We start from the raw sequence: 26,093 nt of genomic DNA, 5'->3' as shown, positions 1-26,093 counted from the left end.
ATCATCGAGCTGGACCGAAGCTGTGCGGCGACGCGCATGCGGATGCATGCGCTTCGCATTCCGGCCTCGCCCGGCGCGGTGTTCCACAATGCCGGCAACGATACGAGCGAGCAGCGCGATGACCAGCCGCCATCCCGAACGCCACCGCAGCCACCGCGTCGGCTGGCTGCGCGCGGCGGTGCTCGGCGCCAACGACGGCATCGTTTCGGTCTCGGGCGTGGTGGTGGGCATCGCCGCTGCCGGCGCCCCGCACGAAACAGTGCTGGTCACCGGCGTGGCCGCCACCGTGGCCGGCGCGATCTCGATGGCGGCGGGCGAGTACGTCTCGGTGCAGTCGCAGGCCGACACCGAAGTCGCCGACCTCGCGGTCGAATTGCGCGAACTGCACGAGGAACCCGCCGCCGAACTCGAGGAACTCGCCGCGATCTACCGCCGTCGCGGACTCGAGCCCGCGCTGGCGCGCACGGTCGCCGAACAGCTCACCCACCACGACGCGCTGGCCGCCCACGCGCGCGACGAACTCGGGATCACCGAAGCGCTGCGCGCACGTCCGCTGCAGGCCGCGTGGTCGTCGGCGCTGGCGTTCTGCGCCGGCGCCGCGTTGCCCGTGCTCGCCGCGCTGCTGTCGTCGCCCGCCAGGGTGCCGCCGGTGGTCGCCACCGCGACCCTGGCCGGGCTGCTCATCTCGGGCACCATCGCCGCCAGGATCGGCGGCGCCCCGGCGCTGCGCGGCGCCTTGCGGGTCGCATTCTGGGGGGTGCTGGCGATGGTCGCGGCCGGTCTGATCGGCCGGCTGTTCAACGTGGCCGGCTGACTACAGCGGCCGCAGGTACACCTGGAAGGCCAGGTCGCGGGTGCCGCCCGCGTCGAACAACTCGATCCATCCGGGCGGATTGCCCAGGGCGATGAACCAGGCTTTGGCGGCCGGATAAGGATCGCCGTGCGGACCGGACACAACCCCGCAGTCGTACTTTCCCTTCACCCGCAGCGTCACCGCATACGTCCCTGGACCGACCAGGGGCGGCGCGCTGAACTCGATCATGCGCATTCCCAACGCGGGAGTCGGCACGGAGTCGAACAGGTAGCCGGGCAGCTCTTCATAGGCCAGCACCGAGCCGTCGGGCATCCCGCCGGTGGTCTTTTCAAGGGTGACGCGCACGTCGGCCTTGGGCTGGCAGCTCATCGGCACCATCACGTGGCTGACGTAGCCGGCCTGCACCACTTCGAAGGACTGGGCCAGTTGCTGCTGGACCGAGCCGCCCAGGACCAGCCAGCTGCCCGCGACGTCGAGGTTGACCTGTTCGGCTTCCAGTTCCGGCGGCGGCGCCGCCAATGCGGGCGCGCCGGCGAGCAGGATTGCCAGCGCGATGGTCGTGCGGATGATCATGGGATTGCTCCGCGGCGGCGACAGGCCTCCGTCCCCATGCATCCGTATTCCGGCGCCCGCGGGTGCCAGGTTTGCGGCGCTACAGCTCCAGCCAGCCCGCGACCACCGCCCGCGCCTCGTCGACCCCGGCCTTGGTCTCTCCCGAGAACGCCTGCACGCCGATGCTGTCGCCATAGCTGGCCGACAGCTGGCGGCGCACGGTCTGCACGGTATTGCCGGCAGCACCGCGCGAGAGCTTGTCAGCCTTGGTCAGCAGCGCGTGCGCCGGCAGCCCGCGGCGCATGGCAAAGCCGAGCATCTGCAGGTCGTATTCCTTGAGCGGGTGGCGGATATCCATCACCACCACCAGCCCGCGCAGCGCGACCCGGTCCTTGAACCATTGGTCGATGAAGGCCTGCCAGTGCTCGCGCAGGGCCAGCGGCACCTTGGCGTAGCCGTAGCCGGGCAGGTCGACCAGGTACTTGTTCTCGTGCGGCGGCAGTCCGAAATAGACCAGCTGCTGGGTGCGGCCCGGGGTCTTGGACACCCGCGCCAGCGCGTTCTGCTGGCACAGGGCGTTGAGCGCGCTGGACTTGCCGGCGTTGGATCGGCCGGCGAACGCGACCTCGGCGCCGCCGTCGGGGGGCAGTTGGGCTGGGGTGTGAGCGGCGAGCAGGTAGCTGGCGCGCGCGAATGGATTGGACATCGGAATCCTGGAACTCTGGGCCGGGATAGCTTCTCACGGGCGCCGCCCCGCGGGCGCCGCCGACCGGCGGTTTGACCGTCCACGCGGCGCACCGCGATAATCGCGGACCTTGCGACCGGGGCAGCCCGGTCGCGATCCATGATCCTGGAGTTCTGCAATGCGCCACGCCCGCGCCATCGGTGTCGCCGGTCTCGTCGCCCTCGTGGCCGGCGCGGTCGCGTTCGCCCAGTCCACCGTCGAGCCGCTGGAGGAAAGCCCGCCAGTCGAAGTCTCCTCGCTGGACGCCAGCGCCCTGGCGGCGCTCAAGCAGACCCACGCCGGCGATGCGGAAAACGGCGCCACGCTGGCCGGCACCTGCGCCGCCTGCCACGGCCTGGACGGCAACCCGCCCGAAGGCCTGCCCTATCCGCGCATCGCCGGCCAGAGCGAGCGCTACATCGCGCAGCAGCTGGCGCTGTTCAAGAGCGGTGAGCGCAACTCCGGCCTGGCCGTGGTGATGATCCCGTTCGCCACTCCGCTGAGCCCGCAGGACATGCGTGACCTGGGCGCGTTCTTCGCCGCCAGGTCGCCCGGCGCCGGCATCGCCGACGACTCCGTGGTCACCGGCGGCGCCTACGAGGGCATGAAGTTCTATGAGATCGGCCAGAAGCTGTACCGGTCCGGCGACGCCGCCCGCGGCATCCCGGCCTGCATGGCTTGCCATGGCCCGGCCGGCCTCGGCAATCCCGGTCCGGCCTATCCGGAGGTGGCTGGGCAGGAAGCAGGCTATGTGGACCGTCGCCTGCAGGAATACCGCGCCGGCGAGACCAGCCTGGGCGATCGCCACCTGTTCGACATCATGGCCGAGGTGGCCGCGCCGCTGACCGACCAGGAAATCCAGGCGCTGGCCAGCTACCTGCAGGGCCTGCACCAGCGTCCCGACGCCGCGACCCTGGCCGCGATCGAGACCGCCGGCCCGGTTGCGCCGGCACCGGCGCCCGCACCCGCACCGGCGGCCGAGCCTGCCGCGGCGGATCCCACCGAGGCCGTCGAGCCCGCGGCCGACGCCGACGCGCAGGGCTGATGTCCGCCACCGGGACCGGCCCCGCGCCGGTCCGCAGCCGCCCGATGCGCGCCCGCCTGCTTGCCCTGTGCCTGCTGTGGCTGCTGCCGCTGGCCGCGTTCGCGCAGGCCCCGCCGGAGGGGATGGGCATGTACTGGATCCCGATCCAGGACGGACAGCGCTGGCGCGAGGAGCCGGGCACGATCGAAGTGGTCGAGGTGTTCGCCTACAGCTGCGGCCACTGCGACCAGTTCCAGCCGCTGCTGAGCGCCTGGAAACGCACGGCCGGCAAGGATGTGCGCCTGCACTACCTGCCGGCCATCTGGTCGCCGCAGGACGCCTACGCCCGCGGCCATTTCGCGCTGGAGGCACTGGGCCGCGTGGCCGAGCTGCATCCGCGCCTGTTCGACGCCATCCACCGGCAAGGCAGCTTGCCCGCGCGTGATGCCTCGCTGCAGGAAATGGTGTCGTTCCTGGCCGCCGAGGGGCTCGACCCGGCCGCGGTGCGCGCGGCCATGACGTCGCCGGCCACTGACGCGAAGATGAATGCGGCGCGGGAATTCATGGTCCGCGGCGGGATTCGTGCGACGCCGACCCTCATCATCAATGGCAAGTACCGCGTGCAGGGACCGACGCTGCAGGACACCCTGCGCATCACCGATGCCCTGATCGCAATGGAACGCGCAGTTCCGCGCTGACCCCGCCGGCCTCACGGCCGCCGCTGTACGCTTCGCCCCACCACGAGCCAGGAATCCGTCGATGAATTTCCGCGCCTTCACACGCCTTGCCCTGGCGCCTGCCGCCCTTGCGCTGCTGCTGGGCGCCTGCCAGCCGTCCGAGCCCGCCGCGGCCGCTGCGGCGCCGGCCGCGTCTGTCACTGCTGCGCCCGCGGAGATCGTCGGCGATGAACCCGCGCTCGACCCGTCCGCCGCCCCCACCGGCGAAGACGCCGCCGGCCAGGACCAGGCGCCCGTGCCGGTCGAAGGCGACAGCCCCGCACCGCCGCAGCCCGCCGCGACCCCGGCCGCAACCTTTGCCACCCAGGGCGAGCACTACGACCTGATCCCCGGCGGCCAGCCGTTCGAGCCGCTCGAGGGCAAGATCGAAGTGGTCGAGGTGTTCAACTACGTGTGCCCGGCCTGCGCCATGTTCCAGCCGCTGGTGAGCAACTGGAAGGCGCAGCTGCCGGCCGACGTGCGCTTCACCTACCTGCCCGCCCCGTTCGGCGGCAACTGGGATCCCTACGTGCGCGCCTTCTACGCGGCCGAAGCGATGGGCATCGGCGATGCGGCCCACGACGGCATCTTCCAGGCGATCCACGTCGAGCGCACGCTCAAGGGCGAGCGCGGCACCGATTCGGCCGAGGACCTGGCCCGCGCCTACGCGAAGTTCGGTGCCGATCCGGCGCAGTTCGCCAGCACCATGGCCAGCTTCACCGTGAACGCCAAGTTCGGCCGCGCCAAGCAGTACATCGCGCAGCAGGGCGCGAACTCAACGCCGACGATGATCGTCAACGGCCGCTACCGCATCAAGGGCCGCAACTTCGAGGAAATGCTGCAGAACACCGACCGCGTGATCTCGCAGGTGCGTGTCGGCGGCTGATGTCCATACACGCATGTCCACGCAACGGCTGAAGCTGCTCAGCGCGAACATCCAGGCAGGCTCCAGCACCCGGCGCTACAGCGACTACGCCACGCGCAGCTGGTCGCACGTGCTGCCGGTCGGCAAGCGCACCTCGCTGGATGCGATCGCGCGCCTGGCGGGCGAGCACGACATCGTCGGCCTGCAGGAAAGCGATCCGGGCAGCTGGCGCTCGGGCTTCACCAACCAGACCCACTACCTGGCCGAACAGGCCGGGTTCGACTACTGGACCCACCAGCCCAACCGGCGCGTGGGCAATGTCGCCTCCAGCGCCAACGGCCTGCTCAGCCGGCTCGAGCCGGTCGAGGTGGTGCACCATCCCCTGCCCGGCCGCATCGGCGGCCGCGGCGTGCTGCTGGGCCATTTCGGCAACGGCCCCAGCGGGCTCACCGTGGCGGTGGCGCACCTGTCGCTGGGGGCGCAGTCGCGCAGGATGCAGCTCGACTTCATTGCCGAACTGCTGCAGGACTTCCCCAACGCGGTGCTGATGGGCGACTTCAACTGCGTGGTCGACTGCCCTGAAATGGGCAATCTGTTCCGCGTCACCCGCCTGCAGCCGCCCGCGTGCGCGGTGCACACCTTCCCCAGCTGGAAGCCGCAGCGCGCGATCGACCACATCCTGGTCACCGACACCCTGCGCTGCGAAGGCATGCGCGCGGTGCCTGCCGCGTTCTCCGACCACCTTGCGCTGTCGGTCAACCTGGAAGTGCCGGAAGAGGCCTTGCTGCGCTGAGGGGTGGATACCGGAGCCGGCCAGCCGGCCCCGGTGTGCGCCCGCTCCCTCAGAACCCGAAGCCCACCCGCGCGTACCAGAACTGCCCCGGCAGGTCGTAGGTCGAGGCGTCGTAGCCGTTGAGCGAGCAGCTCAGGCAGATCGGCGGATCCTTGCCGAACACGTTGTTGACCCCGAGCGTCAAGCGCAGGTCCTTCGCCCACGCATCGGTGCCCCAGGACAGCTGCGCGTCGTGGTAGGTGGTGGCGCCGAGGTCGTTGCGATCGCCCGCACTGTCGTCGCAGATGTCGAAGCCGCGCGCGCCGGCACAGGATTCACGCAGGCGGTCGATGTAGCGCGCCGTCCACGCCGCCTGCCAGCCGCCGCTGCGCCAGACCGCGGACAGGGTCGAGCTGCGGTTGGGGATCGCGCTGTTGTTGATCTGCACGCCCGGCGCACGCGGTTCGGCCTGGCCGGCCTCGTTGACCAGCTCGTAGCGGGTGACCCAGGTGGTCTTCCACGCGAACGCAAGCTGCCCCCAGGCCTGCTCGGGCAGGCGCCAGTCGGCGCTGAAGTCCCAGCCGTCGGTGCGGATCGTGCCGACGTTGCCCAGGATGTTGTCGAAGCGGACGATCTGGCCGCGCGCGTTGCGCTCGTAGAAGCCGCACGAGAGCGGATCGCGCGTGGCGATGCAGCGATTGAGGATGGTCTGTGCGTCCAGCGCCTGGATCGCGCCATCGATGGTGTGGCGATAGAAGGTCACGCCCAGGTCGAGACGGTCCGACCACGGCGCCGCCTCGGCAAACAACGGGCTCCACACCCCGCCCAGCATCAGGCTGCGGCTGGTTTCCGGCTCCAGCTGGTCGTTGCCCGAGGTCACCACCGAGATCTGCGGGTTGGACTGCTCGTAATCCGCAGGCACGCCTTCGGCCACGCATTCGGGCGTGGTTGCGGCCGGGCGGTTGCAAGGATCGACCAGGGTCGCATCGAAGCGGCTGAGCGTGCCGTAGAGCTCGCCGATCGACGGGGCGCGGAAGCCTTCGGCGAACGAACCACGCAACAGGAATTCGTCGGCCACCTGCCAGCGCAGCCCGACCTTGCCGGTGTTGGTACTGCCGAAGTTGGAGTAGTCCGACCAGCGTCCGGCCAGGCTCAGATCCAGGCTCTTGCCGAGCCAGCCGTCCTTCATCAGCGGCACCAGGAACTCGGCGTAGGCCTCGCGCACGTCGTACTCGCCACGGCTCGGGCCCGACGGCACGCCGTTGTACTCACCGGCCACGGTCAGCGGGTCGGGCTGGTATTCGCCTTCGTACTCGCGGTATTCCAGGCCTGCCGCGAACGACACGGGGCCGGCCCAGCCGTCGAACAGCTCGCCGGTCACGTTGGCCGACGCCAGGCTGATGGTGTTGCTGCTGCGGTCGCGCACCACCGGCTGGATCCACGCCAGCATGGCCGGCGTGATCGTGCCGGGGCCGCCGAACACGTCGAGGTCGACGCAGCCGGTGATCGCCGCGCACGCGGCCTCGCCGCTGAGCGCCTCGTTGATGCGGCGGATGTTGTAGCTTCCGTAGTTGGACTGTTCCGCGGTACTTTCGCTGCGCATCAGGTTGACGTCCCAGTTCCAGGTGCGCGCGCCGACGTTGAACATGCCGTTGAGTCCGCCCGAGGCGTACCAGGTTTCCACCTCCTGCACAAAGCGGCGCGGCCCGCCCTCGACCGGACGGCGCCCGAGCAGGAACAGGTTGGGGCTGGCGCCCATCGTGGTCAGGTCGAAGCCGAACGGGTTGTAGGGATTGGTGGCCGAGATCACCAGCCGGGTTTCGGCCCAGTCGTTGTAGACGCCGGCATCGGTGCCGAGGAAGAACGGCTCGGGCGCGGCCTGGTTGGCCGACTCGCGCTCGTTGTAGAGCACCCGCACGTAGCCGCCGAAGGTCGGGCTGAAGTCGAACTGCACCTGGCCGAACACCGACTTGCGCTCGGACGGCGTGAGCAGCAGGTTGTAGGGCGCGAAGTTGAAGCGGTCGGCGGTGCCGAAGCAGTGGAAGTCATCGGCGCGCACCACGCCGGTCGGATTGCCGTCGGCGTCGCGGCAGGCCTGCTGGCCGGGCAGGTAGCCCGGCGCACTCGCACCGGTGTTGGGCGTGATGTCGTAGACGATGCCGCTGCCCGGCTCCTCGAACAGGAAGCGCCCGTGCGGCGTGGCCGAACTGCCGTTGGACAGGCCGGTGCCCGGCACCGGCACGCTGGCGGGGGTGTATTCAAGCGAAGAGATTTCCTTCTGCTTGAAGTACGAGGCGCCGACGAACCAGCGCGCGCGCTCGCTGCTGCCGCCCCAGCCCAGGTCAGCGCCCCAGGTGTCGCCGCCGGACAGGTCGAAGTAGTCGCCGTAGTGCAGCTGCACGCTGGCGCCCTCGACGTCCTTGCGGGTGATGATGTTGACCACGCCGGCGATGGCGTCCGATCCGTAGATCGACGAGGCACCGTCCTCGAGCACCTCGATGCGTTCGATGATCGACAGCGGGATGGTGTTGAGATCGACCGACGAGCCCACGCCCGAGGCCGAGGATTCGTTGACCCAGCGCATGCCGTCGACCAGCACCAGCACGCGCTTGGCGCCGAGGTGGCGCAGGTCGACCGTGGCCGCGCCCGCACCCACGCCGCCGCCATCGGGCGGGAAGCCGAAATTGCCCGAAGAATTGAACTTGGTATTGAGCGCGGCGCCGCTGGCGGTGAGGTTCTGCACCACTTCGGCCACCGAGCTGAAACCGCTGCGGTCGATGTCCTCGCGGCTCAGCACCTGCACCGGCACCTGCGTTTCAAGCTCGGCGCGACGGATGCGCGAGCCGGTGACCTGGACGGTATCGAGGGTGCGCGCCCCCGCGTCGGGCTCGGGGGCCGGCGCCTGCTGTGCGAAGGCGGCCGGGGACAGGACGGACAGCAACAGACCACGGCGCACGGCAGCGCCCAGGCGATGGCGAAGGGGCAACATCGGTCTCTCCTTGGAGTGGTGATGCGGCGGAAATCCACACCCCGCGCGCCCCCTCGCGCGTTGACCTGTTTGTAAACAATCCGTAAAGACGCGCAAGCCTGTCGTGTCGCGTTGCCGCATCCGGTCACAGTTCGGGGCGGTCGGCGCGCGATCCATTCAGCCTCCCTTGACATCGCTGACCGGCGCGGTCGACCCGGGCATGCCGGCGGGCTTGGGCATAATGCGCAGGATGCCGACCCAACCGAACCTCTTCGAGCCCGGCCAGCCCTCCGGCGCGGGCGGCACGCCGCGCAGCGATGGACCGTCCCCGGATCCGGACCGCGGCCCGTTGCCGCCGCGCGTGGCCGCGATGCGCAACAGCCGGCCGTGGTGGGCGAAGCTGGCCGGCTGGGTGCTGCAGCCGTGGATCGGCCTGAAGATCGAACCGCAGGCGCCGTCGGACCTGCTCGACCCGCGCCTGGTCTGTTACGTGCTCGAAGACTATGGCCTGTCCAACGCGCTGATCCTGGACCGCGCCTGCCGCGAGACGGGCATGCCGGGGCCGCTGCGACCGCTGCCGGGCGATCCGCTCGGGCGCAAGCGCGCCTACGTGGCGCTGTCGCGGCGCAACGCCAGTTCCGCGCTGGCCCTGGCCACCGGCCAGGCGCCGCCCACCAAGACCCATTCCGAATCGCTGGCGCGGCTGCTCGAGGCGCACCGCGAGGATCCCGCACTGGACGTGCAACTGGTGCCGGTGTCGATCTTCGTCGGCCGTTCGCCGGACAAGGCCTCGGGCTGGTTCTCGGTGCTGTTTTCCGAGAACTGGGCGATCGTCGGCCGCTTCCGCCGGCTGCTGGCGATCCTGCTCAACGGCCGCGACACCCTGGTGCAGTTCGCCGCGCCGGTGAGCATCCGCGACCTGCTGGCCGAGGACCTGCCGCCCGAACGCAGCGTGCGCAAGCTCTCGCGCGTGCTGCGCACCCACTTCAACCGCCTGCGCGAGGCGGTGATCGGCCCGGACCTGTCGACCCGGCGACTGCTGGTCGACAAGGTGCTGGCCTCGCAGCCGGTCAAGGATGCGATCGCCGACCACGCCCGCCGCGACAGCAGTTCGCCGCAGGATGCGTGGAAGAAGGCGCACGCGATGGCCTACGAGATCGCGGCCGACTACTCGCATCCGGTGGTGCGCTCGGCCTCGTTCCTGCTGACCTCGGTGTGGAACCGGATCTACCGCGGCGTGCTGGTGCACCACCTCGACAGCCTCAAGGCGGTGGCGCCGGGCAACGAGGTCATCTACGTGCCCAGCCACCGCAGCCACATGGACTACCTGCTGCTGTCCTACCTGCTCTACACCAAGGGCATCGTGCCGCCGCACATCGTCGCCGGCATCAACCTCGACCTGCCGGTGATCGGGCCGATCCTGCGCCGCGGCGGCGCGTTCTTCATCCGCCGCTCGATCCGCGGCTCGGCGCTGTACTCCACGGTGCTGGCCGAGTACGTGGCGCAGCTGATCGCCGGCGGCTATTCGATCGAGTACTTCGTCGAGGGCGGCCGCTCGCGCACCGGCCGGCTGCTGCAGCCCAAGGGCGGCATGATCTCGATGACCCTGCGCGCCTACCTGCGCCAGCCCGCGCGCCCGGTGCTGTTCCAGCCGGTGTACATCGGCTACGAGAAGCTGATGGAAGGCAACAGCTACCTCGACGAGCTGTCCGGCAAGCCCAAGGAAAAGGAATCGATCTGGGCGCTGCTGTGGAGCGTGCCCAAGGTGCTGCGCCAGAACTACGGCCAGGTGGTGGTGAACTTCGGCGAGCCGATCCCGCTGTCCGAACTGCTGGCCGAGCACGCCACCAACTGGGACGGCAAGCCGCTCGACGACGAGGACAAGCCAGACTGGCTGTCGCGCACCGTCGACGCCGCCGCGCAGCGCATCCAGGTCAACATCAACCGCGCCGCCGACGTGAACCCGATCAACCTGCTGGCGCTGGCGCTGCTGTCCACGCCCAAGCACACGATGGGCGAGGCCGACCTGCTGGCGCAGATCGCGCTGTCCAAGACGCTGCTGGCGGAGGTGCCGTACTCGGATCGGGTGACGGTGACGCCGCATTCGCCACGCGAGATCGTGGCGCACGGCGAGGAGATCGGCGTGCTGCGGCGGATCGCGCATCCGCTGGGCGACGTGTTCAGCGTGGGCGAGGACGATGCGGTACTGCTGAGCTACTTCCGCAACAACGTGCTGCACCTGTTCACCGCATCGGCCTGGATCGCCTGCTGCTTCCAGCACAACCGCCGGATGGCGCGCGACACCCTGCTGCGCATCGGCCGCGCGGTGTATCCGTTCCTGCAGGGCGAGCTGTTCCTGCCCTGGGACCAGGACGGCTTCGCCGACCGCATCGATCGCACGATCGACGTGTTCGTGCGCGAGGGCCTGCTCGAGCACGTGGGCGACGACGACGGCGGCATCCTGGCGCGCAACGCCGGCCAGTCCGACGAGGTGTTCCGCCTGCGCGCGCTCGGGCATCCGCTGCAGCAGGCGTTCGAGCGCTACTACATCGCCATTTCGGTGCTGGCCAAGAATGGCCCGGGCACACTCGGCGCCGGCGAACTCGAGAGCCTGTGCCAGCTCGCCGCGCAGCGACTGAGCCTGCTGTACGCACCTGCGGCGCCGGAGTTCTTCGACAAGAGCCTGTTCCGCGGCTTCATCCAGAAGCTGCGCGAACTGGGCCTGGTCAAGCTCGACCAGAACAGCAAGCTGGTGTTCGAGCAGCGACTCGAAACCTGGGCCCGTGACGCGAAGATCATCCTCGGCCGCGAACTGCGGCACACGATCGAGAAGGTGAGTCCGGAGGCGATCAGGCCGGAGGCGCCTGCGGCGCAGGGTTGACGCTGCGTCCGGGAACGCCGGGCGCCCTCCTCGTCTCCCGATCGCCCACGCCGAGGCCGATCACCCCGCTGTCTGCAGGGCGCATCGCGCCGCTCTCATCGACACGCGACACTGCAACTATTGCGCTGTCCTTGCAGTGGCTCCCAATGTGCTGTCGATTGTCGCCCGGCCTCGACTGTCACCCGACCGCATCGGCATCTTCTTTCCGCACTGTCATTTCGATCGCAGGCAGCGCCGCCCAACGACGAAGCCGGTCAATCTCCAGAGGGGCGTCCGCAGCGCCGACTCACCGACACTCCTCCTGCAGTCGACTTCGCGTCTTCGAAACGGTCGGGATGTGGTGCAACCTGCCGCGATCTGGCCGCACCCACGCCTCTGCTCACGCACTCTCACCGTGGGTGAGTTTGTCAACAACAACTGACCCTCCCCGTCAAGACATGACGCGGCACGCATCTTGCGATTTGTGACTTGCGCTGCATAATGCGCACGTAAGGGGATCATCCGACGACGCCGTTGGCGCCCGTCGTGTCCGGTCGGGCCGGACAGACCACCTCAACCTGTATCAATCGCCGATCGCCACGCAGCCGGGCCCGGATGGGCATGGCTGGATAAATGCGCCCGCATCGGCCTTTTCAACATCGTCAAGGAGCTATCCGTGTCGACCGACATCGTGCAGAAGATCGCAGGCAACATCGTTTCCGCAGGCTCTGGTGACATCACGCTCGACAAGGCCGGCATCGTCCGCCTCAAGCTCGGGCCGGAGCAAGTGGTGCGCTTCGAGCGCGCCGGCAACGACCTGCAGCTGGTGCTCAAGGACGGTCGCACGATCACGATCCGGAACTTCTTCCTCGTCGACGAGGACGGCGAGCGCCATGACCTGGTGCTGGAGGACGCCGAGGGCGTTGCCTGGTGGGGCCAGTACACCAGTCCCTGGAACGAGTTCCACTTCACCGAGATCCAGCTGGACGCCGGCGTCATCGCAGCGCCTCCCGTCGAGGGTGGCCTGCCAGCATGGGCCGCAGTCGCGCTCGGCGTGGTGGGGGGCGGCGCCCTTCTCCATCAGCTCGGTGATGGGGACGAGCGTCCCGAAGTGCCCCTGCCGCCGGCCAACCGTGCGCCCACCGCCGGCGACGACGCGCAGAGCATCGCCGAAGACAGCGTGCTCGAAGGTCGGGTAGCCGGCACCGACGCCGATGGCGATGCACTGACCTACGCTCGGGGCAGCGATCCGACCAACGGCACCGTCGTGGTGAACGCCGACGGCACCTACACCTACACGCCCAACCCCGACTTCAACGGCACCGACAGCTTCAGCGTCACCATCAGCGATGGCCGTGGCGGCACGACCACCAGCACGATCACCGTCACCGTGACGCCGGTCAACGATGCACCGACCGCGACCGGCGGGCCGCTGACCACCAACGAGGACACGCCAGCCACCGGCACCATCATCGGCAATGACGTCGATGGCGACGAGCTGACCTACACGGTGAGCACGCCGCCGGCCAACGGCAGCCTGGTGCTGGACCCGGAGACCGGCGCATACACCTACACGCCGAATGACGATTTCAACGGCGGGGACAGCTTTACCGTCACCGTCGACGACGGCAATGGCGGCAGCACCACGGTCAACGTGCCGGTGACCGTGGTGGCGGTGAACGATCCGCCGACCGCGAGCGGCGCGCCGCTGGTCACCGACGAGGACACGCCGGCCAGCGGCACCATCGTCGGCAACGATGTCGATGGCGACGAGTTGACCTACACGCTCACCACGCCGCCGGCCAACGGCGCCCTGGTGCTGGATCCGGACACCGGCGCATACACCTACACGCCGAATGACGATTTCAACGGCGGGGACAGCTTCACCGTCACCGTTGACGACGGCAATGGCGGCAGCACCATCGTCAACGTGCCGGTCACCGTGACTCCCGTGAATGACGCGCCGGTCGCCAGCAACGATGGCCCCGTCACGGTCACCGAGGACACCCCGGTCAGCGGCAACGTGCTGACCAATGACAACGACGTCGATGGCGACACCCTGACCGTTACCCAGTTCACCGTCGCCGGCGACACGACCGTGTACACCGCCGGCCAGACCGCCACCATCACCGGTGTCGGCACGCTGCTCATCAATGCCGACGGCGGCTACACCTTTACTCCGGCCCTGAACTACAACGGGCCAGTTCCGACCGCTACCTACACCATCACCGACGGTAGCTTGACCGACACTGCCGAACTCTCGTTCGCCAGCGTCAGCCCGGTCAACGACGCGCCGGTGGCGACCAACGATGGCCCCGTTGCGGTCACCGAGGACACTCCGGTCAGCGGCAACGTGCTGACCAATGACAACGACGTCGATGGCGACACCCTGACCGTTACCCAGTTCACCGTCGATGGCGACCGGACCGTTTACACCGCCGGCCAGACTGCGACCATCACCGGTGTCGGCACGCTGTTCATCAATGCCGACGGCAGCTACACCTTCACTCCGGCCCTGAACTACAACGGGCCAGTTCCGACCGCCACCTACACCATCACCGACGGTAGCCTGACCGACACTGCCGAACTCTCGTTCGCCAACGTCAGCCCGGTCAACGACGCGCCGGTGGCGACCAACGATGGTCCCGTTGCGGTCACCGAGGACACGCCCGTCGGCGGCAACGTGCTGACCAACGACAGCGACGTCGATGGCGACACCTTGACGGTCACGCAGTTCACCGTCGTCGGCGACACGACCGTGTACACCGCCGGCCAGACTGCGACCATCACCGGCGTGGGCACGCTGCTCATCAACGCCGACGGCGGCTACACCTTCACTCCCGCCCCGAACTACAACGGACCGGTTCCGACGGCCACCTATACCGTCACCGATGGCAGCCTGACCGACACTGCCGAACTGTCGTTCAACGACGTCAGCGCGGTCAACGACGCGCCGGTGTTCGAGGATGAGGACAAAGATCCGGTGGACCCGGCTGGCTACAGCTTCGACTACAACGAGAACAGCACGACAGCGACGGTGCTGGGCGCGGTAGCGGCCAGCGATGTGGACGGCGACCCGATCACCTACACCATCATCTCGGGCGACCCCGATGGCTGGTTCGCGATCAACGCGACCACCGGTGAGATCACGCTGACAGCCGCAGGCGTGCTGTCGCTGGCCAACGACTTCGAGACAGCGGGCAACTCCCATTCCCTGGCGATCCGCGCCACCGACGGTCAGGGCGGAGCGACCGATGTCGTTGTCACGCTCAACGAGCAGGACGTCAATGACCCGCCGGTAGCGGTCGACGATGTCCTTTCGGTGCAGCAGAACACCACGCTCACCGTCGACGTGGCCACGCTGCTCGCCAACGACAGCGACCCGGACGCTGGCGCTGTGCTGACGATCACCGGCGTCGCCAACGGAACCGGCGGCACGGTCACGCTTGATGGCGACGATGTCGTGTTCGTCCCGACCCCCGGATACGCGGGCCCGGCGACGTTCACCTACACCCTGTCCGATGGCATGGGTAGCACCACGACCGGCACGGTCAACGTCACGGTGACGCCCGTGGCCGTGACCACCGTCAGCAGCCCGTGGGAGTACGAGGGCGTGGATCTGGTGTTCGACATCGGGCTGAACGTCACGCCCACCGGCGCGAACACCGTCGAGTTCACCCTGGGCGGCGGAACCGCCACGCCGGGCGTGGATACCGGCACCCCGGTCGAGGTGAGTTTCGACGGCGGAACCAGCTGGACTGCCGTGACTCCGGCGGGCGGCAGCTACAGCGTGCTGGTCCCGGTCGGCGCGCAGACGCTGCAGGTGCGGCTGCAGACGCTGGAAGACCTCGAGATCGAGCCCAACGAAACCATCAACCTCCAGGCCTGGATCGGCGACGGCACGCCCGTCACCGGCACCGGCACGATCATCGACACCACGCCGCTGCTGGTGGAGCCGCCCAGTGAAGGCGACAACAGCCTGGTCGGCGGCTCGGGCAACGACCTGCTGCTGGGCGACGACAGCAGCAGCGGCGGCCAGACCCCGACCGCACCGGGCGTGGATTACAACATCGTGCTGCTGGTGGACCTGTCGACGAGCATGACCTGGGAAGTGGACAGCGGTTCGACCGGCGCCAACTCGCGCCTGGCCCTGATGCGCGAGGCGCTGCTGGACTTCGTTCCCACCCTGGGCGACCACGACGGCATGATCAACATCGCGCTGATCGGCTTCGGCAACCTGGCCAGCACCAGCGTCCGTATCGATCTCGCGGACCTCCACTCCCCCGGCACCATGGATGCGCTGCTGGCCGCGATCAGTGGCCTGGCCATTCCGGCCGGAACGCAATACACGAACTATGAGGCGGGGTTCAATGCGGCGGTGGACTGGTTCAACGGCCCGCAGGCCAATCCGGGCTACGAGAACCTGACCTACTTCATCACCGACGGCGATCCGACGCGCTTCGTGCAGAACAACGGCAGTGAAGGCGGCTCCGGGTCGAACGCGACCCAGCAGGTGCTGCAGGAGTCGGTCGACGCCTTCCACGGGCCGGGTGGACTGGGCGACATCAGCCAGGTCCATGCCGTGGGTATCGGCCCCTCGGTGAACACCTCGTTCCTGCAGTTCTTCGACAATACCCCCAGCCTCGCGGACAGCTTCACCGCCGATATCGATCCGGCGACGCAGATGATCGCCGACTTCTCGAGTCAGACCGGCAACAGCGATCCTGCTGCCTGGGAAGGCCAGTCCGCCGAGGCGGCCACCGCGACCCTCGCCGGCGGCCGTCTGGTGCTGGTCGATGCCAACGCCGACAACGGCAGCGCGGCCGCCTACCACGGGCCCTCGTTCACCGTCGACGAGGACAATGCGTACCTGTCGTTCGACTACCGGCACTCGGGCTGGAGCGCTGGCGACGAGTTCAGCTGGCAATTGCAGCGTTTGGAGGGCGGCACCTGGACCACGGTAGGCTCGGGCACGAACGCCCAGACCAATACCGGCCAGAACACCGCCGTCAACATGAAGTCGCCGATCGTCGGCCAGGGCACGTACCGCTATGTGTTCGGAGTGGAGGACCGCTCGCCAGGCGGCGACTTCCAGGTGCAGATCGACAACATCCGGTACAACTATCCCGACGGCACCAACACCGTGACCAGCGGCGCCGGCCAGGCCGGCAACCCGCAGATCATCATGACCGCCGGGCAGCTGACCGATGCCCTGCGCGGCAACTTCGGCAACGACACCATCGACGGCGGCGCCGGCAACGACATCCTGTTCGGCGATGCCCTGTCGTGGCTCGCCCATGGTTCGGTACCCGCCGGTACGGGCCTGGAGACGCTGCGTACCCACCTGGAGGCGGAGCTGGGCGCGCCGCCGGAACAGCAGGACATCTACGATTACATCTGGCACAACCACGCGACGTTCTCGCCGGGCGAAAGCCATGGCGGCAACGACATCCTCGATGGCGGCCTGGGCAATGACCTCCTCTTCGGCCAGGGCGGCAACGACGTCCTGCGCGGCGGGCAGGGTGACGACATCCTCTACGGCGGTGCCGGCGCCGACACCTTCGTGTGGGAAGAGGGCGACATGGGCAACGACCTGATCCGCGACTTCAACATCGCCGACGGCGACAGGATCGACCTCGGCGGCCTGCCGTCCAACTACAGCGTGGCCTATGCCAACGAAGGCGCGGGCACGCTGATCACGATCACCGACCAGGACGGCGGCGCGTTTGCGACCATCACGGTGGAGAACGTCGCACCGGGCGCACTCCAGGCGCCTGGCGTGGTGGCAGGACCGGCGGGGCCGGTCGCGACCAGCTTCGCCAGCGAATTGCTGGGGCTGGACGCGCTCAAGGCGATGCACGCCTGGGCCGACGGCGACGCCGTCGCGGCAGCGTTGCCTGCACTCGGCGACCTGCTGCCCGCCGGTGCGGGCGCGCAGTCGCTGGATGGCCTGTTCCCGGCCACCGACGCTGCGGCGCCCTGGTCGCCGGTGGACAGCGGTGCGAATGGCCACGGCGGCGCCTACGTGGTGCCGCATGTGAACCCGCTGGACGAGCTGGAGCAGCCGGCCCTGAGCGCGGTATGACGCCATGCGACGCGGGCGGGGCCAGGTGCCCCGCCCGCGCCGTCCGAGCCTTTTCCGGAGTGAACTTGTGAGTGAGCCATGCAAGGCCCTGCTGGCGGGCGCCCTGTGCGTCGCGCTGGCGGGCATGGCATCCACCGCGCGCGGCACGCTGCAGGATGGATCCCCGCCCGACGCGCAGCACGTCACCGACCTGGCGCCAACCACCGCGACCCTGGACCTGGCGCGCGCCGTGGCCACGGCCGTGGCCTGGCACCCTAGCGTGCGCACCGCCGCCGGCTATGTGCTCGAGGCCGGGGACTACATCGACGTGGCGCGCGCGGGCTACCTGCCGCAGGTGCGTGCGGGCCTGACCTCCGAGCACGGCAATCGCAACGTGCCCGGCTACAACAGTCGCCAGGCGCACCGTTTCGTGGTGTCGGCTTCGCAGATGCTGTACGACTTCGGCAAGACCGGAAGTGCGGTCGACCGCGCGCGCGCTGATCGCACCGCCGCGCAGGCGCGGGTGCTGCTGGCGGTCGACGACCTGGCGCAGGACACCGCCCAGGCTTGGATCGAGGTGCGTCGCTACGAGCAGCTGCAGCAGATCGCGCACGAGCAGACGCGTGGGGTCAAGGCCATCGCCGACCTGGTGCGCATGCGCCGCAGCAAGGGCGCCAGCCCGTTGTCGGACGAGATGCAGGCACAGGCGCGCGAGGAAGCTGCGCGCGCCTTCGAACTGCAGGCCGGCGCCCAGCTGGAGCGCTGGCGCGCGCAGCTGCGCCACCTCACCGGCCTCGGCGCGGTACCGGTCACCGGCGGCGACGTGCCACCGACGATGGCGCAGGCCTGCTTGGTGCGCGCGGGCGCGGCGGAACCGCCGGCGGTGCTGGTGGCGCGGGCCGAGGCGCGCGCGGCCCAGGCCGACGTGGCCAACGCGCGGGCGCAGACCCGGCCCACGCTCTCGCTGGACGGCAGCATCGGCCGCGGGCTGGATGCCGACTCGCGCATGGGCGACGCGCACGATGCCACGATCATGCTCAACGTTTCGGCGCCGCTCTACCAGGGCGGTGGCAACGTCGCGCGCCAGCGCGCGGCCGGCCACGTGCTGGGCGCGGCCGAAGCGGCGGTGGACAACGCGCGCCTGGCCAACAGCCAGCTGCTGCAGGACGCCCGCGCGCAGGCCATGGGCAACGCGCAGCGCAGCGGCGTGCTTGACGACCGAGTCGACAGCCTCGCACAGACCCGCACCCTGTACCGCCAGCAATACCTCGACCTCGGCACCCGTTCACTGCTGGACCTGCTCAACGCCGAGCAGGAATACCAGCAGTCGCGACTGGAGCAGGCCAACAACGGCCACGACCTGTCGCGGCTGGAAGTGGACTGCCTGTACGCCACCGCCAGGCTGCGCGAGGCGTTCGGCCTGGAAGGCCGGCAGGTCGCTGGCCTGGAGCTGCGTCCGTGAACGTCGCCGCCGCCCGGCTTGCGCGGCCGCAGGCGCAGGCGCAGGACGTCGCCGGCTGGGTCGACGCGATCATGCATGTCGCCGCCCACTACCGGATCGACTGCTCGCGCGAGGCCATCCACGTGGCCGCGCAATGGAACGCGCGCGGCGAGGGCGCGCTGCCGCTCGATCAACTGGTGCCGCGCCTCGCGCGCCAGGCCGGGCTGGCGATGCGCTGGGTGGCCGCCGATGCATCGAAGCTCACCTCCTGGCGCCTGCCGCTGGTGGTGCAGTTGCGCGACGGCCAGGTCGGCGTGGTCACCGCCGAGACCCGCGAAGGCCTGACCGTGAGCCTCGGCGGCGATGGCGGCCTCGATACCACGATCGCCGTCGCCGAGCTGCGCAGCTCGCTGCAGCGCATGGCCGTGCTGCGGCCGGCGCGCTCGGTGCCCGACCGGCGCGTGGACGAGTACATCAAGCCGTTCGAGGCCGGCTGGCTGCGCCAGCTGGTGCTGGCCGACCTGCGTCCGTACCGCCACGTCATGCTGGCCTCGCTGGTGGCCAATGCGATGGGCATGGCCGGCGTGCTGTTCTCGATGCAGGTCTACGACCGCGTGGTGCCGGCGCAGTCGATGCCGACGCTGTACGTGCTGTTCGGCGGAGTGATGCTGGCCACGCTGTTCGCCCACGTGATGCGCCAGGCGCGGATGCGGATCATCGACGTGGTCGGCAAGCGCGCCGACCTGCGCGTGTCCGACCGCGTGTTCGGCCATGCGCTGCGCGTGCGCAACTCGGCGCGCCCCAGGGCCACCGGCACCTTCATCTCGCAGCTGCGCGAGCTCGAGTCGGTGCGCGACATGCTCACCTCGACCACGGTCGCGGCGATCGCCGACCTGCCCTTCTTCCTGCTGTTCTGCGCAGTGTTCTGGTACATCGCCGGCGGCCTGGTATGGATCCCGCTGGCGGCGCTGGTGGCGATGGTGCTGCCCGGCGTGCTCGCGCAGAAGCGGCTGCGCGCGCTGGCCCAGGAGAACATGCGCGAGTCGTCGCTGCGCAGCGCGATGCTGGTCGAATCGGTGCAGGGCATCGAGGACATCAAGCAGCTGCAGGCCGAGTCGCGCTTCCAGAACCACTGGAACCACTACAACGCGGTCAACGCCGACAGCGGCATGCGCCTGCGCGACCTGACCGGCACGCTCAACAACTGGTCGCAGACGGTGCAGGCGGCGGTGTTCGCGCTGGTGGTGTTCTTCGGCGCGCCGCTGGTGATGGAGGGCGCGATGACCACCGGCGTGCTGGTCGCCGCCTCGATCCTGTCCTCGCGCATGCTGGCGCCGCTGGGCAGCCTGACCCAGATCCTCAACCGCTGGCAGCAGGCGAAGGTGGCCAAGGAGGCGTTGGACCAGCTGCTGGCCTCGCCGGTGGACGACCCCGAGCACGAGAAACGCATCCACAGGGCGCTGCTGCACGGCGCCTACAGGCTCGAGGCGGCCACGTTCAGCCATGACGGCCAGGCCCCGGCGCTGCAGGTGCAGGCGCTGCAGATCCAGCCAGGCGAGCGCGTCGCGGTGCTGGGCCGCAATGGCGCGGGCAAGTCCACCCTGCTGCGCGCGCTGTCGGGAATGATGGAGCCGGTGCAGGGCAGCATCCTGCTCGACGAGGTGACCCTGGCGCACCTGGATCCGGCCGACGTGCGCCGCGACGTGGGGCTGCTGCCGCAGGAGGCGCGCCTGTTCCACGGCACGCTGCGCGAGAACCTGCTGCTGGGCGCGCCTGCCGCGACCGACGATGAGCTGGTGACAGCCCTGCAGGCCGCGGGCGCATGGAGCTTCGTCCAGCAGCTCAAGGCCGGCCTGGACCACGGCGTGCTGGAAGGCGGGCTGGGACTGTCCGGCGGCCAGCGCCAGAGCCTGCTGCTGGCGCGGCTGCTGCTTCGCAACCCGCGCGTGCTGCTGCTCGACGAGCCGACCGCATCGCTGGACGAGCTCAACGAGCAGCACGTGATCCGCAGCCTCGCCGCACTGCCGGCCGACACCACCATGGTGATCGCCACGCACCGGCGTCCGGTCCTGCAGCTGGTCTCGCGGGTGCTGGTGGTCGACGGCGGCAAGGTGCTGCTCGACGGCCCGCGTGACGAGGTGCTCGAGCGCCTGCGCAAGCGCGCGGGCGCGGCGAACCTCGTGCAGGCGCAGGCATGAACCGGCAGCGGCACGATGACGTGTTCGACGGCGACGAAGTCCGCGCCAGCGGCTCCTCGCGCGTGGTCCTGTGGGTCGCCGTCTTCCTTGTCGTGTTCCTGGCCTGGGCCTGGTGGTTCAAGGTCGACGAGGTCTCCAGCGGCGGCGGCCAGGTGGTGCCGACCTCGCGCGAGCAGGTGATCCAGTCGCTCGAGGGCGGCATCGTCGCCGAGCTGGCCGTGGCCGAGGGCGACATCGTCGCGAAGGGGCAGATGCTCGCCCAGCTCGATCCCACCCGCGGCGAATCCAGCGTCGGCGAAACCGCCGCCAGGTATCGCGCCGCCCTCGCGAGCGCGACCCGCCTGCAGGCCGAGGTCGATGGGCGCGACACGCTGGCGTTCCCGGAGGAGCTGTCGGCGCATGCCGACCTCACCGCCACCGAGACCGCACTGTTCCAGTCGCGACTGCGCAGCGTGTCCGAGTCGCTGGGCGGGCTGCGGCGCTCGCTGGAGCTGGTGCGGCGCGAACTGCAGATCACCCAGTCGCTGGTGGAAAGCGGCGCGGCCAGCGCCGTCGAGCTGCTGCGCCTGCAGCGCCAGCGCTCGGAGCTTGAACTGAAGATCGCCGAGGTGCGTGCCGAATACATGGTGCGCAGCCGCGAGGAGCTGGCCAAGGCCAATGCCGAGGTCGAGTCGCTGTCCTCGGTGGTGCGCGGCCGCGCCGACTCGCTGACGCGGCTGACCCTGCGCTCGCCGGTGCGCGGCGTGGTCAAGGACATCGAGGTCACCACCATCGGTGGCGTGATCCCGCCCAACGGCGCGCTGATGACCATCGTGCCGCTGGACGACCAACTGCTGGTCGAAGCGCGCATCTCGCCGCGCGACATCGCCTTCATCCACCCCGGCCAGGACGCCCTGGTCAAGATCACCGCCTACGACTACGCGATCTACGGTGGCCTGCCGGGCAAGGTGGTCACGATCTCGCCGGACACCATTCGCGACGAGATCAAGCCTGAAATCCTGTACTACCGCGTCTTCGTCCGCACCGAGTCCGACGCGCTGCTCAACAAGGCCGGCACACGGTTCCCGATCGTGCCGGGCATGGTCACCAGCGCCGACATCCGCACCGGCAGCAAGACGATCTGGCAGTACCTGATCAAACCGATGAACCGTGCCGGCGAGGCACTGCGCGAACGCTGATCCACATCCGCCCCACCCGACCGCAACCAGGAGGTCATGACGATGCACAAGACAATCGCGACGAGCACGATGGGCGCCATGCTGGCGCTGACCCTGGCGCTGTGCGCCGCCCATGCGTCCGATCCGCCGGATCTGGACTACAGCGACGTCAACATGACCCGCCCGGAGTTCGACGAACCGTTCCAGCGCGACGGCCGTGCGACGCCCGTCGCGCAGATCCTGCAGGTGGTGGCTGGCGCGACGCCCGACCAGGTGCGCGGACTCATCGGCGATCCGCTGCGTACCGGGCAGGGCGTCCGCGGCCCGGAGTGGGACTACGACCTGAAGCTGGACCTGGCCGACGAGGATTTCATCGTCTGCCAGTACAAGGTGGTGTTCGACGCGCGCAACGCGGCGGTCGTCGAAACGCACTGGCGCCGCTACCAGTGCCGGGACGCCATCGCCGCCCTGTCCGCGCACGCCGGCCATTGAACGCGTTGGTCCGGCTGGCGGGGATCCCGTCCACCGCCGTGCCAGCGTTGACGCCCGGGTCCTGCAGCCGGCGAACGCCTACGCCGGCTCGTCCGGGATCAGCGCGTTCTCCAGCCACGCGATCTGGTCCTTGAGCAGCAGCTTGCGTTTTTTCAGGCGCTTGATCGTCAGTTCGTCGTTGCTGATCCCGGCCTGCAGCTCGGAAATCGCGGTGTCGAGGTCGCGATGCTGCAGCCGCAGGTCGGCCAGCTGACGTGTGATTTCGGCGGAATCGTTGTTGCGCATCCGTACGCCAGCTTACACGCCCGCGCGGTCGCGGTCCCTGTCCGGCGGCCGCGCACGCGGGCACAATGGTCCGGCGCGACGGGGGCAACGCGCACCGGAGCGAGCATTGGCCCGGGTCAATGGATCGCGGCCGGCCCTGCCGCCCGGGGAAAGGAGCACGACACGATGGACGCAAGCAACATGCGCGGGGGACTGCGCGCGCTCGGCATTGCCGCCGCGCTGGCGGCGGCAAGCAGCGCGGCCGCACAGGACAAGTACGACGGCTACCTGTGCTGCAACATGCGCAGCGACGGCAGCTGGATCAGCGACAGCAACTACGCCGAGGGCGGCAAGCGGGTGATCCCCGCCGGCACCCCGGTGAAGGTGACCGGCTACGGCCGCTACCGGGTCAAGGTGCAGATCGACGGGCAGAAGCAGGAGATCGGCAACGACTACAGCCGCGACCTCGACAACGCCGCCTTCGCCGCCCGCTACGTGGTGAGGGAGGATCCCAAGGCCGCCATCGCCGGCTGGCCGGCGAAGGTGCAGGAGGCAGTGCGCCAGTCGAAGGTCGCCCCGGGCATGACCCGCGAGCAGGTCATCACCTCGATGGGTTACCCGATCAGCAGCGAGAACGCGGACCTGGACGCCAACCTGTGGCGCTACTGGCTCAGCAGCTTCGGCGAGTTCCAGCTGCACTTCGACGCGCGCGGGCGGGTGAGCGACATCACCACCGATCCCTCCACCCGCAACCTGGTGTGGACGCCCTGAGCGCTTGAGTGCCTGACCGGCCGGTCGCCAGGATCGGCCTGTCATTTCGACCGCAGGGAGAAGCGCTTTTCAACGGCGAAGCCGGTAAATCCCGCGACGCAGGGCAAGCGCTCCCAGCGGCCCGCAACCGGCTCTCGCGACAGGACCGGATTTCTCCCTGCGGTCGAAATGACAAGGCATGGGGTCCGTCGGATAAAGGCATGGGGTCCGTCGGGTAGCGGGGATCCTCCGCGCAGCGGAAGATCACGGCACCTGCGATGCCACGGATTCCTGCGTGCGCTCGACACACGACAAACAGGTGCCGCGCGCAGCGCCGGCCTGCCACATCCTGCGCAATCCAGCCAGATCCGGCGCCACGCGCCTGCGCGCATCCGCGCTACGCCGCGCTATCCGGCCGGCGGCGGGCCGATCCCGGCGCGGACCGGTAAAATCAGCGCAATGGATACCGTCGTCCCCCTGCCCATGCCCGTTTTGCGCAACGCCGACCGACGCGGCGCGCACGAGGTCGACCGGCTGGCTAGGCGCCTGCGCCACCAGGTGGGCAAGGCGATCGCCGACTTCGGCATGATCGAGGACGGCGACAAGGTGATGGTGTGCCTGTCCGGCGGCAAGGACAGCTACACGATGCTCGACATGCTTCTGCAGCTGCAGAAGAAGGCGCCGGTGTCGTTCTCGCTCACCGCGGTCAACCTCGACCAGAAACAGCCGGGCTTTCCGCAACATGTATTGCCCGACTACCTGCGTTCGCTGGGCGTGGACTTCCACATCATCGAGCAGGACACCTATTCGGTGGTCAGTCGGGTGATCCCGGAAGGCAAGACCATGTGCTCGCTGTGCTCACGCCTGCGCCGCGGCGCGCTGTACGCGTACGCGGAGCAGCACGGCTACACGAAGATCGCGCTCGGCCACCATCGCGACGACCTGGTCGCCACGTTCTTCCTCAACCTGTTCTTCCACGCCAGGCTGTCGGGCATGCCGCCCAAGCTGTTGTCGGACGACGGCAAGCACGTGGTGATCCGCCCGCTGGCCTGTGTGCGCGAGGCCGACATCGAGGCCTACGCCGAGGCGAAGGCGTTCCCGATGATTCCCTGCAACCTGTGCGGCTCGCAGGAGAACCTGCAGCGCAAGCAGGTGCAGAAGATGATGGCGCAGTGGGAGTTCGAATCCCCCGGCCGCATCGAGACCATCTCGCGTGCGCTGGGCGATATCCGTCCCTCGCAGCTGGGCGATCCGAAGCTGTTCGACTTCCTCTCGCTGGGCCGACACGATGGCGCGCCGCAGGCCGGCGCAGACGCCTGGCTGGGCGACAAACCCACGGCGCACGTCGATCTTTCGCCGGGATGACGGCCAGGTTTTCTGACGATATTCCGATTCCCGATTCTGTTCCGACTCCATTCCCCACTTCCGGATCCCCATGTTCTTCCGAAACCTGACCCTGTTCCGCTTCCCCACCACGCTCGACTTCTCCAGCCTCGAAGAGCTGCTGGCCGGCCACCCGCTCAAGCCGGTCGGTCCGCTGGAGCTGTTTTCGCGCGGCTTCATCCCGCCCTTCGGCCGCAACGGCGAGGCGCTCTCGCACCGCGTCGGTGATGCGATCTGGCTCACCGTCGGCGGCGAGGACCGGCTGCTGCCCTCGTCCGTGGTCAACGACATGCTGGCCGACCGCCTCGCCGAGATGGAGCAGAAGCAGGGCCGCCGCCCCGGCAGCCGCATGCGCAAGCAGATGAAGGACGACCTGGTGCACGAGCTGCTGCCGCGCGCCTTCGTCCGTCCCTCGCGCACCGACGCACTGATCGACCTGGAGCACGGCGTGTGCGCGATCGATACCTCCAGCCGCAAGAGCGGCGAGGCGGTGGTGTCGGAGATCCGCAACGCGATGGGCAGCTTCCCGGCGCTGCCGCTGAACGCGGAAGTCGCGCCGCGCAGCGTGCTGACCGGCTGGATCGCCGGCGATCCGCTGCCCGAAGGCCTGTCGCTGGGCGAGGAGTGCGAACTCAAGGATCCGGCCGAACACGGCGCGATCGTCAAGTGCCAGCGCCAGGAGCTGCAGTGCGACGAGATCACCAAGCACCTGGATTCTGGCAAGCAGGTGACCAGGCTGGCGCTGAACCTCGACGACCACGTCTCCTTCGTGCTCGGCGAAGACCTGGTGGTGCGCAAGTTCAAACTGCTCGACGGCGCGGTGGACCAGCTCGAATCGAACGAACGCGATGACATCCGCGCCGAACTCGACGCGCGCTTCGCGCTGATGAGCGCCGAGTTCTCGCGGCTGTTCACGGTGCTCGAGAAGGCGCTGAAGCTCTCCAAAGCAGACGCCTGACCATCCCTTCCATGAACGGCGCGATTCGCGCGCCGCGGCCTTTCGCCCACGACGTGAATCGCGACGTGGGCGCTGCGGCCCCCAGCAGTTA

General features: G+C 69.1%; 18 protein-coding genes. 14 read left to right on the top strand and 4 right to left on the bottom strand.

What is annotated here, in order from left to right; genetic code table 11:
- Nucleotides 1-118 precede the first annotated feature (118 nt).
- Nucleotides 119-814, top strand: a complete 696-nt coding sequence (locus ACW5EG_RS00755; protein WP_457020577.1) for a VIT1/CCC1 transporter family protein — start codon at nt 119-121, stop codon at nt 812-814.
- Here ACW5EG_RS00755 and ACW5EG_RS00750 read toward each other — a convergent pair whose 3' ends face one another.
- Both ACW5EG_RS00750 and yihA read right to left on the bottom strand, forming a co-directional pair.
- Nucleotides 815-1,387: a hypothetical protein gene (locus ACW5EG_RS00750; RefSeq protein ID WP_457020576.1), complete on the bottom strand. Its 573-nt coding sequence runs from the start codon at nt 1,385-1,387 to the stop codon at nt 815-817.
- A 79-nt stretch (nt 1,388-1,466) separates the two neighbouring features.
- Nucleotides 1,467-2,072: a ribosome biogenesis GTP-binding protein YihA/YsxC gene (yihA, locus tag ACW5EG_RS00745; protein WP_457016646.1), complete on the bottom strand. Its 606-nt coding sequence runs from the start codon at nt 2,070-2,072 to the stop codon at nt 1,467-1,469.
- 157 nt (nt 2,073-2,229) lie between these two features.
- On the opposite strand from yihA, the gene ACW5EG_RS00740 reads away from it, so the two are divergent.
- The 4 genes from ACW5EG_RS00740 (at nt 2,230) to ACW5EG_RS00725 (ending at nt 5,488) form a co-directional block, all read left to right on the top strand.
- The gene (locus ACW5EG_RS00740) at nt 2,230-3,135 is read left to right on the top strand and encodes a c-type cytochrome (RefSeq protein WP_457020575.1); all 906 of its coding nucleotides are present in this window, start codon (nt 2,230-2,232) and stop codon (nt 3,133-3,135) included.
- Complete coding sequence (locus ACW5EG_RS00735) at nt 3,135-3,812, top strand: thiol:disulfide interchange protein DsbA/DsbL (protein ID WP_457020574.1); 678 nt, start codon at nt 3,135-3,137, stop codon at nt 3,810-3,812. The genes ACW5EG_RS00740 and ACW5EG_RS00735 overlap by 1 nt, the downstream gene beginning before the upstream one ends.
- A gap of 61 nt (nt 3,813-3,873) precedes the next feature.
- Complete coding sequence (locus ACW5EG_RS00730) at nt 3,874-4,716, top strand: thiol:disulfide interchange protein DsbA/DsbL (protein ID WP_457016641.1); 843 nt, start codon at nt 3,874-3,876, stop codon at nt 4,714-4,716.
- Between the two features lie 34 nt (nt 4,717-4,750).
- Nucleotides 4,751-5,488, top strand: coding sequence for an endonuclease/exonuclease/phosphatase family protein (locus ACW5EG_RS00725; RefSeq protein ID WP_457018366.1), 738 nt, complete (start codon nt 4,751-4,753; stop codon nt 5,486-5,488).
- 49 nt (nt 5,489-5,537) lie between these two features.
- Here the strand turns inward: ACW5EG_RS00725 and ACW5EG_RS00720 are convergent, their stop codons facing one another.
- Nucleotides 5,538-8,456: a TonB-dependent receptor plug domain-containing protein gene (locus ACW5EG_RS00720; RefSeq protein ID WP_457020573.1), complete on the bottom strand. Its 2,919-nt coding sequence runs from the start codon at nt 8,454-8,456 to the stop codon at nt 5,538-5,540.
- Between the two features lie 220 nt (nt 8,457-8,676).
- Here ACW5EG_RS00720 and plsB point away from each other — a divergent pair, with 220 nt between their 5' ends.
- The 6 genes from plsB (at nt 8,677) to bamE (ACW5EG_RS00690) (ending at nt 22,647) form a co-directional block, all read left to right on the top strand.
- Nucleotides 8,677-11,316 carry a glycerol-3-phosphate 1-O-acyltransferase PlsB gene (gene plsB, locus ACW5EG_RS00715; RefSeq protein WP_457016638.1) on the top strand — a complete coding sequence of 880 codons (2,640 nt, stop codon included), beginning with the start codon at nt 8,677-8,679 and terminating at the stop codon, nt 11,314-11,316.
- Between the two features lie 655 nt (nt 11,317-11,971).
- Nucleotides 11,972-17,380, top strand: coding sequence for an Ig-like domain-containing protein (locus ACW5EG_RS00710; RefSeq protein ID WP_457020572.1), 5,409 nt, complete (start codon nt 11,972-11,974; stop codon nt 17,378-17,380).
- A 67-nt stretch (nt 17,381-17,447) separates the two neighbouring features.
- Entirely contained in the window at nt 17,448-18,821 is a 1,374-nt protein-coding gene (locus ACW5EG_RS00705) for a TolC family outer membrane protein (RefSeq protein WP_457020571.1), read from the top strand.
- Nucleotides 18,818-20,998 (top strand): type I secretion system permease/ATPase, encoded by a 2,181-nt coding sequence (locus ACW5EG_RS00700; RefSeq protein WP_457020570.1) that lies wholly within the window; start codon nt 18,818-18,820, stop codon nt 20,996-20,998. The genes ACW5EG_RS00705 and ACW5EG_RS00700 overlap by 4 nt, the downstream gene beginning before the upstream one ends.
- The gene (locus ACW5EG_RS00695; RefSeq protein WP_457020569.1) at nt 20,995-22,176 is read left to right on the top strand and encodes an HlyD family efflux transporter periplasmic adaptor subunit; all 1,182 of its coding nucleotides are present in this window, start codon (nt 20,995-20,997) and stop codon (nt 22,174-22,176) included. Before ACW5EG_RS00700 ends, ACW5EG_RS00695 begins: the two co-directional genes overlap by 4 nt.
- Nucleotides 22,177-22,218: 42 nt before the next feature.
- Nucleotides 22,219-22,647 (top strand): outer membrane protein assembly factor BamE domain-containing protein, encoded by a 429-nt coding sequence (gene bamE, locus ACW5EG_RS00690; RefSeq protein ID WP_457020568.1) that lies wholly within the window; start codon nt 22,219-22,221, stop codon nt 22,645-22,647.
- A 78-nt stretch (nt 22,648-22,725) separates the two neighbouring features.
- Here bamE (ACW5EG_RS00690) and ACW5EG_RS00685 read toward each other — a convergent pair whose 3' ends face one another.
- The gene (locus tag ACW5EG_RS00685) at nt 22,726-22,932 is read right to left on the bottom strand and encodes a YdcH family protein (protein ID WP_457016629.1); all 207 of its coding nucleotides are present in this window, start codon (nt 22,930-22,932) and stop codon (nt 22,726-22,728) included.
- Between the two features lie 165 nt (nt 22,933-23,097).
- On the opposite strand from ACW5EG_RS00685, the gene bamE (ACW5EG_RS00680) reads away from it, so the two are divergent.
- From bamE (ACW5EG_RS00680) to ACW5EG_RS00670, 3 genes are all read left to right on the top strand, one after another.
- Nucleotides 23,098-23,682: an outer membrane protein assembly factor BamE domain-containing protein gene (gene bamE / locus ACW5EG_RS00680; protein ID WP_457020567.1), complete on the top strand. Its 585-nt coding sequence runs from the start codon at nt 23,098-23,100 to the stop codon at nt 23,680-23,682.
- A 438-nt stretch (nt 23,683-24,120) separates the two neighbouring features.
- Nucleotides 24,121-25,026: a tRNA 2-thiocytidine(32) synthetase TtcA gene (gene ttcA / locus ACW5EG_RS00675; protein ID WP_457020566.1), complete on the top strand. Its 906-nt coding sequence runs from the start codon at nt 24,121-24,123 to the stop codon at nt 25,024-25,026.
- A gap of 70 nt (nt 25,027-25,096) precedes the next feature.
- Nucleotides 25,097-26,002: a recombination-associated protein RdgC gene (locus tag ACW5EG_RS00670; RefSeq protein ID WP_457016624.1), complete on the top strand. Its 906-nt coding sequence runs from the start codon at nt 25,097-25,099 to the stop codon at nt 26,000-26,002.
- Nucleotides 26,003-26,093: the final 91 nt, after the last annotated feature.

Source organism: Luteimonas sp. A611, from assembly GCF_054072715.1.
The sequence above is the reverse complement of the archived record's forward strand: the minus strand, read 5'-3'. Positions and strand labels throughout refer to the sequence as shown.

What these genes read in the sequence shown, in the direction of transcription:
- ACW5EG_RS00755 (WP_457020577.1), top strand. Translation starts at nt 119, where the DNA reads ATGACCAGCCGCCATCCCGAACGCCACCGCAGCCACCGCGTCGGCTGG.
- ACW5EG_RS00750 (WP_457020576.1), bottom strand. Translation starts at nt 1,387, where the DNA reads ATGATCATCCGCACGACCATCGCGCTGGCAATCCTGCTCGCCGGCGCG.
- yihA (WP_457016646.1), bottom strand. Translation starts at nt 2,072, where the DNA reads ATGTCCAATCCATTCGCGCGCGCCAGCTACCTGCTCGCCGCTCACACC.
- ACW5EG_RS00740 (WP_457020575.1), top strand. Translation starts at nt 2,230, where the DNA reads ATGCGCCACGCCCGCGCCATCGGTGTCGCCGGTCTCGTCGCCCTCGTG.
- ACW5EG_RS00735 (WP_457020574.1), top strand. Translation starts at nt 3,135, where the DNA reads ATGTCCGCCACCGGGACCGGCCCCGCGCCGGTCCGCAGCCGCCCGATG.
- ACW5EG_RS00730 (WP_457016641.1), top strand. Translation starts at nt 3,874, where the DNA reads ATGAATTTCCGCGCCTTCACACGCCTTGCCCTGGCGCCTGCCGCCCTT.
- ACW5EG_RS00720 (WP_457020573.1), bottom strand. Translation starts at nt 8,456, where the DNA reads ATGTTGCCCCTTCGCCATCGCCTGGGCGCTGCCGTGCGCCGTGGTCTG.
- plsB (WP_457016638.1), top strand. Translation starts at nt 8,677, where the DNA reads ATGCGCAGGATGCCGACCCAACCGAACCTCTTCGAGCCCGGCCAGCCC.
- ACW5EG_RS00695 (WP_457020569.1), top strand. Translation starts at nt 20,995, where the DNA reads ATGAACCGGCAGCGGCACGATGACGTGTTCGACGGCGACGAAGTCCGC.
- bamE (WP_457020568.1), top strand. Translation starts at nt 22,219, where the DNA reads ATGCACAAGACAATCGCGACGAGCACGATGGGCGCCATGCTGGCGCTG.
- ACW5EG_RS00685 (WP_457016629.1), bottom strand. Translation starts at nt 22,932, where the DNA reads ATGCGCAACAACGATTCCGCCGAAATCACACGTCAGCTGGCCGACCTG.
- bamE (WP_457020567.1), top strand. Translation starts at nt 23,098, where the DNA reads ATGGACGCAAGCAACATGCGCGGGGGACTGCGCGCGCTCGGCATTGCC.
- ttcA (WP_457020566.1), top strand. Translation starts at nt 24,121, where the DNA reads ATGGATACCGTCGTCCCCCTGCCCATGCCCGTTTTGCGCAACGCCGAC.
- ACW5EG_RS00670 (WP_457016624.1), top strand. Translation starts at nt 25,097, where the DNA reads ATGTTCTTCCGAAACCTGACCCTGTTCCGCTTCCCCACCACGCTCGAC.